The organism is Helcococcus sp. KG196 (genome assembly GCF_046035495.1).
In the GTDB taxonomy this organism is placed as follows: domain Bacteria; phylum Bacillota; class Clostridia; order Tissierellales; family Peptoniphilaceae; genus Helcococcus; species Helcococcus ovis.
Genome location: NZ_JBFNFI010000017.1, coordinates 1 through 16,852, shown reverse-complemented (window position 1 = coordinate 16,852; position 16,852 = coordinate 1). Strand labels below are relative to the sequence as shown.

16 protein-coding genes are annotated in these 16,852 nt (G+C 25.6%); all 16 read left to right on the top strand.

Annotated features, from left to right (window positions below):
* The first annotated feature begins 299 nt into the window (after positions 1-299).
* The 16 genes from ABGF45_RS07075 (at position 300) to ABGF45_RS07000 (ending at position 16,748) form a co-directional block, all read left to right on the top strand.
* On the top strand, positions 300-2,510 hold the full coding sequence (locus ABGF45_RS07075) for a peptidase domain-containing ABC transporter (protein ID WP_209021625.1): 2,211 nt from the start codon (positions 300-302) through the stop codon (positions 2,508-2,510).
* A complete protein-coding gene (locus ABGF45_RS07070) occupies positions 2,510-4,060 on the top strand; it encodes an efflux RND transporter periplasmic adaptor subunit (RefSeq protein ID WP_408112785.1) in 1,551 nt (516 codons plus the stop codon). Before ABGF45_RS07075 ends, ABGF45_RS07070 begins: the two co-directional genes overlap by 1 nt.
* A 71-nt stretch (positions 4,061-4,131) precedes the next feature.
* Positions 4,132-5,010 (top strand): helix-turn-helix transcriptional regulator, encoded by an 879-nt coding sequence (locus tag ABGF45_RS07065; protein ID WP_134711871.1) that lies wholly within the window; start codon positions 4,132-4,134, stop codon positions 5,008-5,010.
* Between the two features lie 201 nt (positions 5,011-5,211).
* The gene (locus ABGF45_RS07060; protein WP_134711869.1) at positions 5,212-5,409 is read left to right on the top strand and encodes a hypothetical protein; all 198 of its coding nucleotides are present in this window, start codon (positions 5,212-5,214) and stop codon (positions 5,407-5,409) included.
* Positions 5,410-5,437: 28 nt separating this feature from the next.
* Positions 5,438-5,830 carry a hypothetical protein gene (locus ABGF45_RS07055; protein WP_134744546.1) on the top strand — a complete coding sequence of 131 codons (393 nt, stop codon included), beginning with the start codon at positions 5,438-5,440 and terminating at the stop codon, positions 5,828-5,830.
* Positions 5,831-6,550: 720 nt separating this feature from the next.
* A complete protein-coding gene (ligA, locus tag ABGF45_RS07050) occupies positions 6,551-8,548 on the top strand; it encodes an NAD-dependent DNA ligase LigA (RefSeq protein WP_134744545.1) in 1,998 nt (665 codons plus the stop codon).
* Positions 8,548-8,829, top strand: coding sequence for an aspartyl/glutamyl-tRNA amidotransferase subunit C (locus tag ABGF45_RS07045; protein WP_134711866.1), 282 nt, complete (start codon positions 8,548-8,550; stop codon positions 8,827-8,829). Before ligA ends, ABGF45_RS07045 begins: the two co-directional genes overlap by 1 nt.
* A 7-nt stretch (positions 8,830-8,836) precedes the next feature.
* Entirely contained in the window at positions 8,837-10,231 is a 1,395-nt protein-coding gene (locus tag ABGF45_RS07040; RefSeq protein ID WP_134711865.1) for an amidase family protein, read from the top strand.
* Positions 10,228-11,649, top strand: a complete 1,422-nt coding sequence (gene gatB, locus ABGF45_RS07035; RefSeq protein WP_134744544.1) for an Asp-tRNA(Asn)/Glu-tRNA(Gln) amidotransferase subunit GatB — start codon at positions 10,228-10,230, stop codon at positions 11,647-11,649. Before ABGF45_RS07040 ends, gatB begins: the two co-directional genes overlap by 4 nt.
* Positions 11,646-12,242, top strand: coding sequence for an RdgB/HAM1 family non-canonical purine NTP pyrophosphatase (rdgB, locus tag ABGF45_RS07030; protein ID WP_134711863.1), 597 nt, complete (start codon positions 11,646-11,648; stop codon positions 12,240-12,242). Before gatB ends, rdgB begins: the two co-directional genes overlap by 4 nt.
* Before the next feature lies 1 nt (position 12,243).
* Positions 12,244-12,720 (top strand): metallophosphoesterase family protein, encoded by a 477-nt coding sequence (locus tag ABGF45_RS07025; RefSeq protein ID WP_134711862.1) that lies wholly within the window; start codon positions 12,244-12,246, stop codon positions 12,718-12,720.
* Between the two features lie 52 nt (positions 12,721-12,772).
* Positions 12,773-13,750 carry an aldose epimerase family protein gene (locus ABGF45_RS07020; protein ID WP_134711861.1) on the top strand — a complete coding sequence of 326 codons (978 nt, stop codon included), beginning with the start codon at positions 12,773-12,775 and terminating at the stop codon, positions 13,748-13,750.
* A 322-nt stretch (positions 13,751-14,072) separates the two neighbouring features.
* Positions 14,073-14,546, top strand: a complete 474-nt coding sequence (locus ABGF45_RS07015; RefSeq protein ID WP_134744543.1) for a hypothetical protein — start codon at positions 14,073-14,075, stop codon at positions 14,544-14,546.
* 18 nt (positions 14,547-14,564) lie between these two features.
* Positions 14,565-15,569 (top strand): hypothetical protein, encoded by a 1,005-nt coding sequence (locus tag ABGF45_RS07010; RefSeq protein WP_408112366.1) that lies wholly within the window; start codon positions 14,565-14,567, stop codon positions 15,567-15,569.
* Positions 15,566-16,564, top strand: coding sequence for a hypothetical protein (locus ABGF45_RS07005; RefSeq protein WP_408132176.1), 999 nt, complete (start codon positions 15,566-15,568; stop codon positions 16,562-16,564). The genes ABGF45_RS07010 and ABGF45_RS07005 overlap by 4 nt, the downstream gene beginning before the upstream one ends.
* 7 nt (positions 16,565-16,571) lie before the next feature.
* Entirely contained in the window at positions 16,572-16,748 is a 177-nt protein-coding gene (locus ABGF45_RS07000) for an ATP-binding cassette domain-containing protein (RefSeq protein ID WP_134744603.1), read from the top strand.
* Positions 16,749-16,852: the final 104 nt, after the last annotated feature.

Here is a 16,852-nt window from a genome sequence, read left to right as displayed (position 1 = left end):
CTTTTTTATCTTAAAGATTTAAAGCGTTTTTAATTTGTAGATTAAAAATAATTATTTGAACTAAATAAACTTTTTCAAGATAAGACTTCAGAAAATTGGTAAAAAACTTTCTTCCCTATAGATGGAAAAAAGAATGTTGATAATTAAATTAGTACAAGGTTAGGATAGTTTACACAAAACGTTTGATACTACCATTATTATAAGTTTAAATTAATTTATGAATAATTTTTAGTGGTTAGAATTATTACTTTAAATTATCTATAAAAAATCAAGTACTCTATTTAAACGGAGAAATGAACATGAAATATTACTGTATTAAACAACATGATATAACTGATTGTGGAGCAGCATGTTTGGCAACAATCAGTAAACAAAATGGATATAAAATTGGAATTACAAAAATAAGAGAAGTTGCAGGCACTGATAAACAAGGTACAAATGCATATGGAATTATAAAAGCAGCTGAACAATTAGGTTTTAGTGCTAAGGGAGTTAAAGGAAATAAAGAAGCTTTCTTTACAGAGTTTCCACTCCCATGTATTGCTCATGTAGTAGTAAATGGAAGTTTACTGCATTATGTTGTTATTCACAAAATAACAAAAAAACAAGTAATAATTGCAGACCCTGGTAGTGGTATAGTTAAACTTAGACCGGAAGAATTTTTTGGTGAGGTTTATGAAAATGGGAAACCACCTAAATATCAATGGACTGGCGTTTTAATATTACTTGTAAAAAGTGAAAATTTTAAAAAGGGAGATGAAACAAAAGGATTATTTTCGAGATTTTTTAGCTTGTTAATACCACAAAAAGCCTTAATTTTTAATATTTTTATTGCATCACTTATATATACATTTTTAGGTATATTAGGAGCTTTTTATTTTAAAGAATTGTTAGATAATGTATTACCGAATGCATTATATAAAACACTTATGACATTATCTATAGGTGTTATTTTGCTAAATATATTTAAGGTATTATTAAATGCTTTTAGGACACATTTATTATTATATTTAAGTCAAAAATTAGATATAGCATTACTCTTAGGATACTACAGACATGTAATTGATTTACCTATGAACTTTTTTGGAACTAGAAAGGTAGGGGAAATTATATCCAGGTTTAATGATGCGGGAAAAGTAAGAGATGCAATATCCGGAGCTACCCTTACAATTATGATTGATACCTTGATGGCTATTGCCGGAGCTATTATATTATTTAATCAAAATTCTAAGCTATTTTTCATTACTATAATTATGATTATTTTATATGTTATTATTGTAGTTCTATTTAATAAATGGTATGAAAAATTAAACAGAAATCAGATGGAAGATAATGCACAGCTTACATCGTATATGGTAGAGTCGTTAAATGGTATTCAAACTGTAAAAGCATATAATTCTGAAAGAAAAGTTAAGCAAGAAACAGAAACTAAATTTATTAAGTTATTAAAAAGTGTATTTAACTTAAGCTGGGTAAGTAATTTTCAAACATCATTAAAAACATTTGTTGAATTAATAGGTGGAGTTGTTATTATTTGGGTTGGAGGAATTAGTGTAATTAATGGGGAAATGACAATAGGTTCATTGATTACATTTAACTCACTTTTAGTATATTTTTTAGATCCTGTGAAAAATTTAGTTAATCTACAACCACAAATGCAAACTGCTGTAGTTGCTGCTGATAGACTTGGGGAAATATTAGATTTGGAAGCTGAAAAAACAGAAAAAGAATATAAAAAGTTAAAACCTGATAGTTTATCTGGAGATATAGAAATAAAAAATGTTAATTTTAGATATGGCACAAGAAAGTTAGTATTAGAAAATATAAATATTGATATTAAAAAAGGACAAAAGATTGCATTTGTTGGAGAAAGTGGTTCAGGAAAAACTACTTTGTCTAAATTATTATTAAATTTATATGAGTCTGAATCAGGAGATATTTTAATAAATGGAAATAATATAAAGGATATACAGTTAGAAAAATTAAGAGAAAAAATAGCCTATATACCACAAGAAACATTTTTATTCAGTGGAAGTATTTTAGAAAACCTTGCATTAGGATTAGACACTTATACATTAGAAGATATATATAAGGCATCAAAAATGGCACAAGCTCATGATTTTATAAATGAGTTACCACTTAGATATGAAACTAGACTTGAAGAAAATGGCTCTAATTTATCTGGAGGACAAAGGCAAAGACTTGCAATAGCTAGAGCTATGTTAAAAAATCCTGATATATTAATTTTAGATGAGGCTACAAGTAATCTAGATTCTATTACAGAAAAAGCACTGGATAGGACAATTCATGAGTTTGCAAAAGATATTACAACAATTTTTATTGCTCATAGATTAAGCACTATAAAAGATAGTGATATGATATATGTATTTGAAAAAGGAAAAATAATTGAGAGAGGAACTCATGAAGAACTAATAAAACTTGGTGGAAAATATTCTGAATTATCTAAACAACAGTCTTTAGAGCTTGAAGGAAGAGAGGAGGATTTATAATGAAACCTATAATAATTGATACGGATAAAATGTCAGATAGTACAGAGGTTTATAATTCAAAACCAAATCCTTTTCTAATATATTTTATTTATTTCGTATTGCTTATGATTTTAATAGCATTTGGATGGATGTATTTCTTAAAAATAGATGTAGTTGTAAAGGCAAATGGAATTTTTAGAAGTAGTGTTGAGCAAACAGAGTTAAGTAGTGAAATAAGTGGAAAAGTTGTTAAAGTTGATATGTCAGAAGGAAAATATGTAAAAAAAGGAAATGTTTTAATTGCATTAGATTCATCTTCTATTGATAAAAATATTAATGATAGAAAAAGTATAGGAGATGATATCGAAAAGAGATTGGAAATATTAAAAGCCTATGAAAAATATTTAAATGGAGATATAAATTCATTAGACGAGTATAAAAATAATAAATATTATGATGAATTTATTAATAAAAAGAAGTTATTGGAACTAAGTATAAAAAATAATAAAGATAATAGTGTTGAAAATACTAAATCTCAACATAAATCTGAAGTAAATACTCTTAAAAATGAAAATGAAAAAAATAATTTTGAAATAACAAATTTAAGAAAAGTGCAGAAAAATATAGAAAATGGAGTTAATAAATTTGATAAATCGCAAATTTATTACTATAGTATTGTAAATAGGTATTTATCAAATTATAACTCAAATAAAATTAATTTTGATAATAAAATTTCTTTATTAAATGATGAAATTAAAAGTTTAGAAAATCAAAAGTTAAATTTAGAGAACAATGACAATATTTATGAGATAGATAAAAAAATAAATAGTTTAAATGAAAATATCAAAAATATAAAAAATGAAAAAGAAATTTTATTAAAAAATTTAAAAATTGAACAAATTGCAGCTATTGAAGAACAAATAAAAATTTTAGAAAATAAAAATGACTCATTAAATTCAAGAAAAATATTATTAAGTGAACAAATAAATCAGATAGATAATTCTGAAAGAAAAGATTTAAAGGAAATTAGTAAATTAAGCGAATTAAAAAATATATCACAAGAGATTTTATCATATGAAAATAAAAATAAGGAGAATAATATACAATTAGAACAATATAATAAAGAAAAAGAAAAGTATATTATAAAAGCAAAATCATCAGGATATATTTATATTAATCAAGAATTAAAAGAAGGAAGTTTTGTAACGCAAGGAGCAAATATATGTAGAATATTATCTGAAAATTCAGGGGAATTTTTTGCTGAAATTTATGTTGAAAATAAAGATATAGGTAAAATTAATAATTCACAAAACATAAAATTGGAGATTCCGTCATATCCATCACAGGAATATGGATATTTTGAGGGGGAAATAAATTATGTATCAAAAGATGTAAAATTTGATAAAAATTCTGGAAAATCTTATTATTTAATAAGAGTCAATTTTAAAAACGAAGATTTAATAAGTAAAAATATTAAACTTATAAATGGCATGTTTGTTAAATCTAACATAATTTTGGAGCAAAAAAATATTTTGTTATATATTCTTAATAAATTAAATTTTTTTGATTAATAACGATAATGATTGATGTTATAATTGAAATAAATTATTATATAATTATATAGTACTAAAGGGAGTGTTTTATGATGGAAGAACAGAATTTTAGAATATATATAAAAAATTTAAGAATGCAAAACAATCTATCAATAACCGAAGCTGCAAAGTTAGCATATATGAATAGAAAGACTTTATCTAGGCTGGAAGATGGAAATACAAAAATATCTATAGATAATTTAATTGCTTTATCAGCTGTTTATAAGAAAGACTTAATTCAAAAATATAATGATTACATGCATTATGTTGATGATGAAATTATGGAAAAAATGAATATTATTGAAAATAAATTGGTAGATATGGAATATAACGATTTATTAGATGATTTAAAAATTTTTGAAAAATTTTTAAATAAAAATTTGTATATTATTCAATATTATAATTTTATAAAAGGAGTTTATTATTTAAGATCTAAAGAAAAAAATATAGATTTAGCATATAAATTATTTTTAGAAGTATTAACCACAAGTAACAAAAATTTTAATTTAGATAATTATTTAAATTTTAAATATTCAATATTGGAATTTAGATGTCTAAAGGAGATAGCAATTTGTTTTGAAATTAAAAAAAATAAAAAAAAATATCAAGATATAATATATTTTTGTAATAAAAATGTTATACCTATTTCAAACACATATTTTTCTATAAAATTAAATTATATAATAATTCAATTAAACAAAAATAAATTCTTAGAATGTATAAATGAAATCGAAGATTGTATATGCAAGATGAACAAATATTCATACCGTGATTATTTACCTTATTTTTATTATCTGAAATATCAGGTTTATGATAAAATGAATGATAAACAAAATGCAGCTAAATCCTTAGATAATGCAATTTCAGCATGTGATTTGTTTAATAAATTAAATTTGAAAAAAATAATATTTAAGAAACATGGTATTTAATAATAAAAAAAATAAAAAGTTGTTTCAAAATCAAATAATAAGGCAAATACAAAAAGTTGGAATTAAATTTAAGATTATTTGACAAATACCCAAAGGGCAAAAGTGGTGCAGGATGGTATGGTGCATTAGGAATGCTTGGAGAAGGAATCACATTACTTGGTAAATTGAAGAAGTAAGATAAAAAATGATTAGGAGGCTAAAATGGAACTATTATTGGAAGAGGATTTATTACTTATAGAAGGTGGTAAAAATTGGTTGTATATTATAGGTGGAACTATAACTGCTGTAGCAGGAGTAGCAGGAACCGTATTAGGACCTGAACTCGGATCAAAAGGTCTTGGAGTTGCGGGAGTAATAGGTGGTGTAACTACCGTGATTGAGGGATGGAATGCTGATTAAATATTACATAAGTTGAATAGAGGTAATTATGAAAATAAAGAATGTATATAAGACTAATGTAGTATTTGCTTGTATTTATTTTACAGTAGTTTCTTTAAGTACAGTAGGAGCTGCTTTAACTGGAAACATTAATTCTAACAATTTAGAAATAAGAACGATTTTTTGTTTTATATTTTCAGCAATCATGTTATTTATAAGTTTAGAAAATTATAAAAATCAAAGAAATATTTTAAATGAAAGCATAAATTCTATATTGCTTAAAATTGCAATTATATTATTTTATATTTATATTTTGTTTTCATGTGCATTTTATATTTATGAAACCATATCGACAACTATGGACGTCGGAGCTCGTCATATGGCTTTCGGGGCTTTAATTATGTTGCATGCTGTAAATAGTACTATAAAAAAGAATAATTAATTTTAAATATGTATGTATTAAGAACTATTATATTAATATTTTAATCATTAATTGCTGAAAAGATAAATCAAGTTTCTCTAAAAATAGATACAAATAATAAAAAGATTGATTTTCTTATGAAAGAGTATTTTCTGTTATTCAAAAATCATTAGAGCTACTTTACAAAAAAGATATTATGATTCTTTGCCCGAATATATCACAAAGGATAATAGAACTAGCCTTAGAAGAATTACAGGACAATGAAAAGATAAGCAGTGGTCGTTCAACAAAATATATAAAGATTTAAATTCCATGTAAAAAGTAAAACAGCTAAAATAATAAGCACTTAAAAATGAGTAAAAATTAATCTCAAAAATTTAAGTGCTTTTTTAATATCAATTACTTGACATTTACAGCATACATGAAAATCTTCTAAAAACGCGCTCTCATAGATTTGTCAAACACCCATAGGGTATGAGTGGTGAAGGATAATTTATCCACCAACACTACTTGTGCACTATGGGTATTTATTGTAGGACAATTAAACTTAAGGCATTTAAGAAACTAAGTGTTGTTTATATGTTAATCATAGATGTTTATTTTAATAACATCATTATATTTTCCTATTTTAAGATATGTTTGACAACTCTAAAAATATATTGTTTTCAATTGATAAGCACGTTTTATATATCAATATAATGTGCTATAATAATAGTGTTGATTAATCTAAATGGAGATATTATGAGTGATATTGAAATAAAAATTAAAAATTTAATAGAGCGTATTAAGGAGCTTAATTATCATTATTATACACTTGATGAACCTTTAATTTCTGATAAGGAATATGATAAATTGTATGATGAACTTAAGAAATTGGAAGAGGAAAGTGGGCTAGTTTTTGAAGATTCACCAACTCAGATTGTTGGGGATAAGGTGCTTGAAAAATTTGTAAAACATGAGCATTTGGGAAGATTGTATTCACTAGATAAGGCTCAATCTTTTGAAGAAATTGAAGATTGGATGAATAGAGCTGAAAAGTTGAGATTACAATATAATGCCGGGGCAAATGATATTCTTCCTGAAATTGAGTATATTGTAGAGCTAAAATTTGATGGACTTACAATAAATTTAACATATAAAGATGGAAAACTTGAAAATGCAGCAACTAGAGGAACTGGAGTAATTGGGGAGGAAATTTTACCACAAGTTTTAACTATTGATTCAATTCCTAGGACTATTGATTTTAAGGGTATTGTTGAAGTTTCGGGGGAGGGTGTTATGCCTTTATCATCTCTTGAAAAATATAATAATACGCATGAAGATAAGTTAAAAAATGCGAGAAATGCGGCAGCCGGGGCTTTGAGAAATCTTGATGCATCAGTTACACGAAGTAGACATTTAGAATGCTATTTATATAATATTGGATTTATTGACCAAGATGTAATAAATTCACAGGACGAAGTGTTTGAATTTCTTGTATATAACAAATTTAATACATTTCCATTTAGAAAAAAGGTTCATACTTTTCAAGAACTGGTTCAGGTAATTACAGAGATTGGAGAATATAGAAAGACGATTGATGTATTAACTGATGGAGTTGTTATTAAGATTAATGATTTTAGAACTAGGGATGTTTTGGGATATACAAATAAGTTTCCAAGATGGGCTATAGCATATAAGTTTGAAGCTGAACAGTATGTGACAAAAATTAAAGAAGTAATATGGAATGTAGGTCGTACAGGGAAAGTTACACCTGTTGCAATTTTAGAGCCTGTTGATATTGAGGGAGTTACTGTTTCAAGGGCAACATTGAATAATTTTGATGATATTCAGAGAAAAAAAGTAAAAATCGGGTCTGATGTATTGATTAGAAGATCTAATGATGTAATTCCGGAAATATTAACTGCAATAGATGAAGATAACAGCAATACTGTAGATATTGAAAAACCTCTATTTTGTCCGTATTGTCATTCAGAGCTGTTTTATGATAATGTGCATATTTACTGTCAAAATTCACTAAATTGTAAACCTCAGTTAAATGCCAGACTTACTCATTTTGCTTCAAGAGAAGCTATGAATATTGAGGGATTGTCTGAAAAGACAATTGATAAAATGATAGAAGTTCTTGATATTAGTGAAATTGATGAACTTTATGATATTACTAAAGAGGAATTATTTAAGCTTGAAGGATTTAAGGATAAAAAAGCTGATAATATTTTGGAGGCTATTGAAAAATCAAAAGAAGTTAAATTAAAATCTTTCATATATGCACTGGGAATTCCAAATGTAGGGGTAAAGACTGCATCAGATTTGGCAGATGAGTTTAAAACTTTAGATAAACTAAAAGAGGCTAAATTTGAAGATTTAATAAATGTTTCCGATATAGGAGAAATTACTGCAAATGCAATAGTTGAATTTTTCCATGACGAAAGGATAAAAAATGGATTAGATGATTTAATTTCAAAAGGGATTAAATTTATTGAAACAAGTGAAACAAAAACTGAGGAATTAAAGGATTTAGTAATGGTTGTAACAGGTACTATTGAGGGTTATAATCGAAAAGAAATAGAAGAAAAATTAAAATTGAAGGGTGCAAAAGTTACATCATCTGTATCAAAGAGTACAGATATTTTGCTTGCCGGAGAAAAGGCAGGTTCAAAATTAGCTAAGGCACAGCAAAATAATGTAAAAATTTATCAAGGTGAAGAATTAATAAAGTTTTTAGAAGGATTAGAATAATGAATGTAGAAAGATATTATAAAAAGGCATATTTGGATTTGCCAAGTGATGAATCTGAAAGAAAAATTGAAATCGAAAAGTTTGAAAAAGTTGTAAAAATGGCAGATAAATTATTAGATGTTGATACTTCTGAAATGCAAACATATGAAATTACATCAGAATTAATTTCTCCTCTTAGAGATGATGAAATTAAAGAATCAACTGATAGAGAGTTAATATTTGCAAATACACAACATAGAGAATATGGGTATTTTAAATTAGATAATATTATGGAAGATTAGGTGAAGCATGGATATTAAGACATTACACAAAAAATATAGAGATGGTGAATTTACAGTTGAATTATACATTTCAAGTCTTTATGATTTAATTGAAAAAAATAATTATAATACTTATCTTACATTAAATAAAGAAAAAGCGTTAGAAAAAGCAAAAAAATTAGATGAAAAGATTAAAAATAAAGCTGAAATAAGTGGATTATTTGGTGTTCCGGTAGCTGTTAAGGATAATATTCTTACTAAGGATTTGAGAACAACAGCATCTTCAAAATCATTAAAAGATTTTGTGCCATTTTTTGATGCGGTAATAATGGAAAGACTTAAAAGTACAGATGCAATTATAATTGGTAAGACAAATATGGACGAATATGCAATGGGTGGCTCATCAGAAACTTCGTATTTTGGGGCGACAATAAATCCATTTGACAACACCGTAACTCCCGGTGGTTCATCATCAGGCTCAGGTGCAGCACTTGCAGCTGAAGAAGCAGTAGTAGCTTTCGGTAGTGATACCGGAGGTTCTGTGAGAAATCCGGCTGACTTTTGTCACGTTATGGGATTTGCACCTACATACGGAGCAATTCCAAGATATGGAGTAATCTCAATGTCAAATAGTTTGGATAGAGTAGGGGTAATGGGTACTACAGTTTCAGATATTAGAGAATTATTTAATATTGCAAGAGGAAAATCAGAGCTTGATTTTACTTCATTAGATATTGAAGAATTTAATGGAAAAGTTGAACTGAAAGATTTAAAAATAGCCGTTATAGAATTAAAGGATGAATATAATGTAAATCCACAAATTAAAGAATTATTTGATGAAACAATTGAAAAATTGAAATCCTTAGGGGCAAACATTGATATCGTGTCATTAAATTATTTGGATTTAATTAATGATGTATATACTGTAATCATGGCGATTGAAGTAGAATCAAATATTGCTAAAATAGATGGATTAAGGTATGGACAAAGCGTAGAAAAATATGATTCAACAGAAGATTTTTATGTGAAAAATAGAACAGATAATTTTGGGGAAGAAGTTAGAAGAAGGATTGCACTTGGTAATTTCTTTGCTTCAAAAGATAATGACCAAAAATACTATAAACAAGCTATGAAAATAAGAGGTGCTGTAAGAAGTCAAATTGATAAATTATTTGAAAATTACGATGCATTAATTACACCTACAACAATTGATTTACCTAAAAAAGTAGGAGAATCAAGTGCTGATTCATATGCATCATTTGATGTAGGTATGTTTAATATGCTAACAAATTTATCTGATATTCCATCAATATCCATTCCTATGAAAGAAGGAGTATTAGGTTCAATTCAAATTGCAGGTAAGAGATATGATGATATGAGACTATTAGCAATTGCTGAAGAAGTAGAAGGAGGTTTAAAGTGAAAACAATTGTAGGTTTAGAAATACATACAGAACTTTTAACAAAAACAAAAATGTTTTGTTCATGTAAAAATGAATTCGGACAAGCTCCAAATACTTTAGTCTGCCCTGTATGTCTTGGTATTGTAGGGACATTTCCACGAATTAATAAAAAAGCACTAGAATTAGCTATTAGGGCAGGTATTGCATTTGATTGTGATATCAGACAAGTAATGAAATTTGATAGAAAAAAATATTTTTATCCGGATTTAACAAAAGGATTTCAAATTACTCAACAAGATGAGCCATTTGCAGAACACGGATTTTTAGAAATTGAATCAGGTGAAGAATTAAAGAAAATTAGAATCCAAAGAATACACGTTGAAGAAGATACAGGAAAATCAACACATACAGATGATGGAAAGACTCTTTTAGACTTTAATAGAGCAGGTGTTCCACTTATAGAGATAGTTACTGAACCTGACATTTCAAGTGCTGAAGAAGCAAGAGCGTTCTTGGAAAATCTGAGACAAAGACTTAGATATATTGAAGCATCTGATGGAAAAATGGAAGAGGGTTCATTAAGATGTGATGTTAATGTAAATATTAAGGATGATGAGGGAAATAGACACGCAATAGTTGAAGTTAAAAATCTTAATTCATTCAGAGCTGTTGAAAGGGCTATTCAATATGAAGAAAAAAGACAGGCTGAAAACTTGAAAAAAGGAATTACATCTTCAAAAGAAACAAGAAGATGGGATGAAGCATCAGGTACAACAATTCTAATGAGAAAGAAAGATGAAGAAAATGATTATAGATTTACTGTTGAATCAGATATGCCAAGAGTAAGTTTATCAGATGAATTTATTAAGGAAATTAGAGATAATTTACCGGAATTACCAAGAGCAAAGAAAGAAAGATTTATTAAAGAGTATAAATTAACTGAATATGACGCTAATGTTTTATCCAAAGATAAAGAACTTTCAATGTACTTTGAAGATTTAGTTTCTGAATTTAATGAACCTACATTAGTTTCGTCATGGATATTAACTGAAATGATGAGAAGACTTAAAGAATATGAAATTGAAATCTCACAGGTGAAATTATCTAAAGAAAATTTTGCAAAATTATTAAAATTAGTGAAAGATGGCAAAGTTTCAAATAATTCAGGGAAGAAGATATTTAGAGAAATTTTTGAATCAAATGAAGATCCGCAAAAAGTTATGGTTGAATTAGGATTGGAACAAAATAACGATTCTGATTTCTTAGTAAATCTGGTAAATGAAGTACTTAATGCAAATCCTCAATCAATCGAAGATTTTAAAGCCGGTAGGGATAGAGCATTAGGATTCTTGATGGGTCAAGTTATGAAGCAATCAAAAGGCAAAGCTAATCCACAAGAAGCAAGCAAGATGATTAAAGAGGAGTTAGAAAAACGATGAGATTAATTCTTTCAAGTTCAAATAAAGATAAAATAAAAGAAATAAAAAAAATAATCGGACACAATCATGAACTTCTTTTGAAGTCAGACCTTGATTTAGAAGATTTTGATGTTGAAGAAACAGGGAAAACTTTAAGAGAAAATGCTTATATCAAAGCAAAGGCTTTATTTGATTTAACTCATGAAAATGTAATAGCTGATGATACAGGATTATTTGTAGAAGCTTTAGGTGGCAAGCCGGGAGTTTTTACAGCAAGATTTGCAGGTGAAAATGCAACTTATGATGATAATAATGAAAAAATGCTTAAAGAATTAAGTCATTTGGAAAATTTAAATGACAGAAGAGCATATTTCATGACAATCATTTGTTTAATAACAAGAGATGGAAAAGTGCACTATGTTGAGGGTAAATTAGATGGATTCATTTCTCCTGAAAAAAGAGGGGATAATAAATTTGGATATAATCCAATATTCATTGTAAAAGATTTCAATAGAACTTTAGCACAAATGAGTGATGAGGAGAGAACATCTATAAATCACAGAAGACGAGCTATTGAGAATCTTAAATTTATCCTTGAAGAATTGGAAGCATGATATGAAAGTTTTAATTGTTTCGGATACTCATTATAGAGTAGATGCGTTTATAAGTGAACTTGATAAACATAAAGATGCTGAACTAATAATTCATTTGGGTGATATGGTCGATGATGCGATATATATTAAAAATCATACAGATATACCTGTTGAAATGGTTAGAGGTAATAACGATTATAATGCAATATATGTTCCTTATCATAATTTAATAAGATTAAAAGGTCATAGAATTCTTTTAACTCATGGCCATCTTGAAAAAGTTTATTTTGGAAATACACATTTGATATATAAAGCAAAAGAATGTGAAGCGGATATAGTAATGTATGGGCATACTCATATATTTAATAATGAAGTTATAGATGGAATAACAATTATAAATCCGGGTTCAGCAGGATATGATAGAGGTGGAGAATATGAATCATATGTTGTGATGAATATTGATGAAGAAAATGTAGAATTTGAAAGAGTAAAATTATAATTATGATCCAGATTAGGCTTGACCTTTTCTGGATTTTTACATAGGAGATATTATGTCAGATATAAAAAAATATACTATAAAAAATGACAGACTAAAATTAACAGTTTTAAATATTGGAGCGAGTATTTACGAATTACAATATAAAAATGTAAATTGTGTTTTAAGCTATGAAAATATAGAGCAATATATTGAAAATCCAATATGTTTAGGAGCTATGGTTGGTAGAGTTGCAGGAAGAATTTCAAATGCAAAATTTGAACTTAATGGAAAAATATATCAATTAGACAATAATGAGAATGATTACAGCATTCATGGTGGCTATATTAATTTAACTAAAAAGTATTGGGATTTAGTAGAAATTAGCGAAAAAGATGTAAATCCATACATTATCTTAAAAACAAAACTTAATGATGGAGACTCTGGATATCCCGGAAATATTGATATAAAAGTAAAATACATTATAGTCAATGCAACACTTAGAATAGAAATATTTGCAGTATCAGATAAGGATACAATAGTAAATATCACAAATCATGCATATTTCAATTTAAATGCAGATAAAACCAAGAGTATAAAAAATCATGAATTACGAATAAATTCAGATAAATTCTTAGCTGCTGCTGATAATTGTGTACCAATTTCAATAGAAGATGCAAAAAACACAGACTTTGATTTATTAACACCAAAATCCTTAAGTATTTTAGATAATTTAACCCATGTACAAACATTGAAATTTGGTGGATATGACCATACATTTATATTAAATGGAAATCTTCCATATGTTACCTTAAAAAATAAATCTCAAAATATTTCCATGGAAGTATACACATCATATCCTTCAGTAGTAGTATATTCTGGAAATGCAATAGGAAATAACATTAATATGATTGGCTCAAAATCCTTTAATCATCAAGGAATTTGTTTCGAAGCACAATACGAACCGGATTTTATAAATAAAGACTTTTTACCAAATTACATCTTAAGAAAAGATGAAGAATTTATGAATGTGATTGAGTTTAAATTTAATTAAAAAATCAAAAACTTCTTCTTACGCCACTAGTCCTCGGATTTCATCCTGCGGAGGTGGCTACGAAGAAGTTTTTGATTTTTTATTATTATGTATGTTGGTGATAATATAAAAATGAATAAAAATATATTGACATAAAAAGTTGAATGTATTATCCTTTTAGTAAAAGTTAACGTTTTCTTTTAGTTTTATAAATGATGAATTATATGATTAAAGTTAGTATTTATAACTATAGATTAAATATTAAAATAAATATATATAAGAAAGGAAATAAAATTATAAAAAAAATTTTAATCTTGCATTAGTTTTTTCATTATTAGTTATAATGGAAAGTGTGTCATTTGCATCTGTAATGACTTTATGGCAGGCAACATCAACTACACATGTTAAAAGTGAGCATCCAGATCATTTTTTTGCTGATACTTATTATGGTACAGCTTCAGTAAGGGGAGCGGATAGAGTAAAAGAGAATCATGTGATTTATTGTTATAATTGGACAAAAATCACATATGATGTTCAAGGCGATAAATATTCTACTACTGCAAATTCTTATGGAAAAGATAATACAAATCAAGTTGTAAGAGAAATTACTGTAAAAGATAAATGGAACTATGGACCAAAAACAGGAGTTTATTATGATTATTCAGAATCTACTCTAGGAAGCTATTTTTCTTTTAGAAGTGCATTATCAGATGATAAAAATGAAATTATAAGAAGTGGACAACTTATTGATAATAAATCAATTATAGAAAATGTTGAAATATTAAATGAAGGGAAAGATATTCTTAAAAATAAATAACTTAATTGTGAGAAGATTATGAAGTATGATAGAAAAATTTATTTTTTTATTTTCATTGTTAATATAGCTTTATTGATGGGATTAAATTATTTAGTAAGTTCTGTAGGACAAAATAATAAATATAATTTGCCTATTAATTATTTAGAGTTTGAAAAAGTTAAACAAACAGGATTTAATTTAGATAAGTTTAAGGAGATGAACAATATTATAATTAGTGAAACTACTAATGATAATATAATAGGTATATATGATCCGAATTATAAATATTATGTAAATTCTACTAAAATAATTAACCCCTTTGTTTATAGATATTTTTCAAATGATGATTATATGAATAATAAAGATGTAGCTATATATATAGGTTCAATTGATGATATTCTTAGGAAATCTAATTTTGATTTTAAGAGTATCGGTAAAAGATATAATACTGAAATTATAAATTATTTTGATTTTAAGTCTGATATTTATGAATATCCAGTTATATTAGTTAAAAATTTATTTTCAATTAAACCAGAGCAAATAACAAAAATTTTTATATCAAGTGATAAGGAAAATAAAATTAATTATGAATTAATAAGTAAGACACTAGGAGATAATTTTAAATTAATAGAAAGAAGTGATACAAAGACAATAAAGGATGCTATTAGTTTGATTATAAATGGAAGATTGTATGAAAAAATAATTGCATCAAGTTTGATTTCAGTAGTACTAATCTTAATAATAAGTATTACAATGTACATAAAGAACGATTATTTTGATGTATATGTTAGTAAAATATTTGGTGCTAATAAAATGAATTATATGTTGAATTTTATCAAAATAAATATAATTAAACTTGTGTCTACTGTATTTATTTCTAGTTTTACTATTGTAATGTATCTAAAATTTATAAATCATATGAATTTAAACATGAATATTATTATATATGAAAATTTGGTGTTATTATTGTTAATATTGATAATATCTTTATTAAATATAAATCATATATTTAATTCCAGTTCTAATTATGAGGTTTATTTATGATCTATAACATTTTTCAGTTAGGATTAAGAGACGTAAAAAACAATATAAAAAAAATATTTGTTTTTAATATTATAATTTTACTAATTACTGTACCTATAATAAGTTCAATTGATTCTACAGTAAGAATTTTATTTAATTCTGATAATAAAGTAGCAAATAAAGTAGTTGAAAAAAATTTAGTACCAATATCTTTTGAAAATATAAGTGATAATATGAAATATAGGCTTTTTGATTACTATAAAAATTATACTAAAACATACTATAGAAGCCATTATTTTTCAAAAATATTTAATCAAGATATTATATACATAGATGGCAGAAGTGATAAATTATTAAAAAATAAAGGATATCTTTTATCACAAAAGTATATCACCTCAAATTTTATTGAAAGAGTAGAAAATAAAATTATATATGATAATATCTTAAGTTTTATAAATATTTCAGATGATTTAAAATTATCAAATACATATATATTTGAGATTACTAATAATTCAAAAATATTAGAATCTTTCAAAAAAATGAATAAGAGTGAGTTATTTGAAATGATAAATAATACAAAAACTAGTAATTTAGATTTAATGTTAAAATTGAAAGGAATATTTAAGAATAGTTTTGTAGAATTGGAAGTAAATGATAACATTAAAAACAAGGAGATTAAGTTTATTTTTGAATATATACATTTATATAATATTTTAATTTTTGTATTATTAATTTTTAGTTTATATTATTTTTATGAAGAAATATTTGTTAAATTAAGAAAAGAATATAAGGTGCACTATATTTCTGGTTCATCTTTAAAATTAATTTTTATTAGAAATTTTTTCATTGACATTAGTATTATTCTAAATAATTTTATATTATTAAATATTTTAAATAGATTTTATATAAATAATATATTTTATATAATAATTACTATTTCGTTAATTTATATGATAGTATTTTTTTTTAATAATATCATATTTTTCAAAAAAATAAAAAATTTAATTTTTAGTTGAGGACAAAATGATTAACATATTGATTTCAAAAAAAGAGTATGAAAATAATAATATATTAATTTTAGAAAATACAAGTATTAAAATTAATAAAGGAGATAAAATTTTATTAGAAGGGGAAAATGGTTCTGGAAAAACGACTACATTAAATATAATTGGTTTATTAGATAGTACTTTTAGGACTTGACCCTAATGCTAAAAACATTTACAGGTATTTTAAGAAAAAATATTACCTGTAAATATTAATGCCAAAAAAATTTACAGGTGTCCGAGAAAAAGTATTACCTGTAA